The 2,694-nt window shown below is 53.5% G+C and carries 4 protein-coding genes; 3 read left to right on the top strand and 1 reads right to left on the bottom strand.

Annotated elements, in window-relative coordinates:
- A partial coding sequence (locus HMPREF1250_RS03385; protein ID WP_023053224.1) for a 3-hydroxyacyl-CoA dehydrogenase family protein occupies positions 1-397 on the top strand: 397 nt, incomplete at its 5' end.
- 91 nt (positions 398-488) lie between these two features.
- On the opposite strand, the gene HMPREF1250_RS03390 is transcribed toward HMPREF1250_RS03385, so the two are convergent.
- Positions 489-1,019 carry a hypothetical protein gene (locus HMPREF1250_RS03390; RefSeq protein ID WP_023053221.1) on the bottom strand — a complete coding sequence of 177 codons (531 nt, stop codon included), beginning with the start codon at positions 1,017-1,019 and terminating at the stop codon, positions 489-491.
- 154 nt (positions 1,020-1,173) lie between these two features.
- On the opposite strand from HMPREF1250_RS03390, the gene dcd reads away from it, so the two are divergent.
- Together dcd and HMPREF1250_RS03400 are read left to right on the top strand one after the other, a co-directional pair.
- Positions 1,174-1,695, top strand: a complete 522-nt coding sequence (gene dcd / locus HMPREF1250_RS03395) for a dCTP deaminase (protein ID WP_023053222.1) — start codon at positions 1,174-1,176, stop codon at positions 1,693-1,695.
- Positions 1,696-1,706: 11 nt separating this feature from the next.
- Positions 1,707-2,678, top strand: a complete 972-nt coding sequence (locus HMPREF1250_RS03400) for a P1 family peptidase (RefSeq protein ID WP_023053223.1) — start codon at positions 1,707-1,709, stop codon at positions 2,676-2,678.
- Positions 2,679-2,694 lie beyond the last annotated feature (16 nt).

The following is a 2,694-nucleotide window of genomic DNA, read 5'->3' on the forward strand; positions in this document are numbered from 1 at the left end:
GTTAACGGTTATTGCTACGTCTAGAAAGAAACATAACAAAAAAGTTGAAGAAGCTTCTATCGAATTGGGCAAGAGCCCTGTAAAAGTTGCCGATTTCCCGGGCTTCGTAGGCAACCGTGTCGTCATTCCGATGATCAACGAAGCGATCCAGGCTTTGATGGAAGGCGTCGCTTCCAAAGAAGATATCGACAATGTCTGCAAACTCGGTTTCAATCATCCCATGGGACCCTTGGCTCTCAGCGATTTGATCGGTAACGACGTTGTTCTTCATATCATGAACGTTCTTTACAGCGGTTTCGGCGATCCTAAATATCGTCCGTGCCCGTTGCTCGCCAAATATGTTCAGGCCGGCTACCTCGGCCGTAAAACGGGCAAAGGCTTCTACGATTATGAATAATTCGCCTGCCTTCGGCCAGGTGTAAAAGAAAAGCCTCCACATTGCGATTTTACGCAGTGCGGAGGCTTTTTTGATCGGCTGCCGCCGTTTTTCAATAAAAGAAGAAAGAGCCGGCAATCGTATCGAACAGCGGCAGTGCCGCTTCTTTTCTTTTTTCTTCGACACTGTTCATCACGGTAATGATCTTGTCGCCGTCGGTAAAGATAATGCGTTCGACGTACAACGCGAGGGTATCATTGCCGTAGGGAAGGGTGCAGGTATAGGAAATGCGCAGACATTGGCGCCCGTTCAGGACGGTGAGTTCGTGGTGCAGTCGGGAAATGCCCGCATCCTTAGCGAGTGCGGCAAGATATGATTTTTGCCAATTCAGCAGGCGATTGCCGCCCTGTTTTTTTTCCGCGTCGCTCCAGGGTTCTTCAGAAATCTGCGTGCAGACTTTGCCGTCGGGACGGACGGCGGCCAGTTTCACTTCCCGGCGCAGCGGCGTGACGACGGTAAAGCTGTCTGGCAGGGACAGGGTAAATCTGTTTTCTCTGTCCGTGTAGGTATGGTACGTTTCGGCCGCCGCTGCACCGGTGATGAAAGATGCGGCAAGCGCTGCGGCGAGAATCATTTTCTTCATGATCGATCGCTCCTTTGACAAGATCCTTTTCAGTATACGGCATTTTGGGACAAATGCAAGATCGTCGCGCAGTGTTATGAAAAAAATGACGGCGCACGCCGTTTTCGCCTTGTGGTATAATAGAACAAATTCATAGTTGCAAAGGATGATGAAGATGATTCTTTCCGGTAAGGAAATTGTAAAGCACATGGGCAAGGAAATTATAATCGAACCCTTTGATCGGAGCCGCGTCAATCCGAACAGTTATAATCTTTCCCTGTATCATGAACTGATGGTTTACGATCACCAGGAGCTGGACATGGCAAAGGAAAATACGGCTTCAACCATTACGATTCCGGCAGAAGGCTATGTCTTGCAGCCGAATAAGCTGTATCTCGGCAGGACGAACGAGTATACGAAAACGGAAGGCTACATCCCCATGCTTGAAGGCCGTTCTTCCGTCGGCCGATTGGGCGTTTTCATCCATGTGACGGCGGGCTTCGGCGATGTCGGGTTTTCCGGGTATTGGACGCTGGAAATTTTCTGCGTCCAGCCGATTCGCATTTATCCGGACGTGGAGATATGCCAGATTTATTATCATGATATTGACGGCGAATACGATACGTACCGGACCGGGAAGTATCAGAACAATACGGGAATCCAGACCAGCATGTTGTGGAAGGATTTTCGCAAATAGGAGTTGGGGTTATGTTGAAGGAAATTGCCATTCATGAAATTGAAGGCGTACGCATTGGACACGGAGAAAACCGCGATGCCGGCACGGGTTGTACGGTTATTATCTGCCCGGCCGGCGGGCCTTGCGGGGTTGACGTGCGCGGCGGCGGACCGGCAAGCAGGGAAACGGAATTGCTGCGGCCGGTGGCGGCTGCAGAGGTGATCCATGCCATCGTGCTTTGCGGCGGCAGCGCGTTCGGTCTCGATGCTGCCGGCGGCGTGATGCGATATCTGGAGGAACGGGATATCGGCTTTGCGACGTCCGTCTGCAAGGTGCCTCTCGTCGTCGCGTCTTCCATTTTTGATCTGGTTTGCGGCAGCAGTACCGTGCGCCCCGATGCCGCCATGGGGTACGCCGCCTGCGTCCACAGTGAAGAGAACCGGCCCCAAGGCGGTAATCACGGCGTGGGCATTGGCGCCACTGTCGGCAAGTACGGCGGCGCGGCGACGATGATGAAAGCCGGTTTGGGAATTGCCGCTTTTCAAGCTGGCGACGTTAAAGTCGGCGCCCTTGTCGCTGTCAATGCTCTCGGCGACGTGTACGGTGAAGATGGACGGATTCTGGCCGGAATGTTGACGAAAGAAGGAGAATTTGCCGATACGGTGCAGTGTATGCTGGGCGATCTGGAGCGGTCCGCGGCGGTTCCCGGCGGCTGTACGACGAATACGACGATCGGCGCGGTCGTTACGAATGCGGCTCTGGATAAAACGGCGATGAACAAAGTCGCCGCTTTGGGCAGTAACGGTATTGTCCGCGCCGTCAGACCGGTCAACACGATGGCAGACGGCGATACGCTCTACGCCTTGAGCACAGGCGGCGTATCGGGTGAGGTCAACAGTGTCGGAATCCTGGCGGCTTACGCCGTAGAAGAAGCTGTCCGTCGCGCCGTTCGGGATGCCGTCGGCGCTTACGGTATTCCGGCTCTGTGTGACATGGACAGATAGAAAAAAAGGATTCTAG

The sequence above is a fragment of the Megasphaera vaginalis (ex Srinivasan et al. 2021) genome (assembly GCF_000478965.1).
GTDB lineage: Bacteria > Bacillota > Negativicutes > Veillonellales > Megasphaeraceae > Megasphaera > Megasphaera vaginalis.

What these genes read in the sequence shown, in the direction of transcription:
- HMPREF1250_RS03390 (WP_023053221.1), bottom strand. Translation starts at nt 1,019, where the DNA reads ATGAAGAAAATGATTCTCGCCGCAGCGCTTGCCGCATCTTTCATCACC.
- dcd (WP_023053222.1), top strand. Translation starts at nt 1,174, where the DNA reads ATGATTCTTTCCGGTAAGGAAATTGTAAAGCACATGGGCAAGGAAATT.
- HMPREF1250_RS03400 (WP_023053223.1), top strand. Translation starts at nt 1,707, where the DNA reads ATGTTGAAGGAAATTGCCATTCATGAAATTGAAGGCGTACGCATTGGA.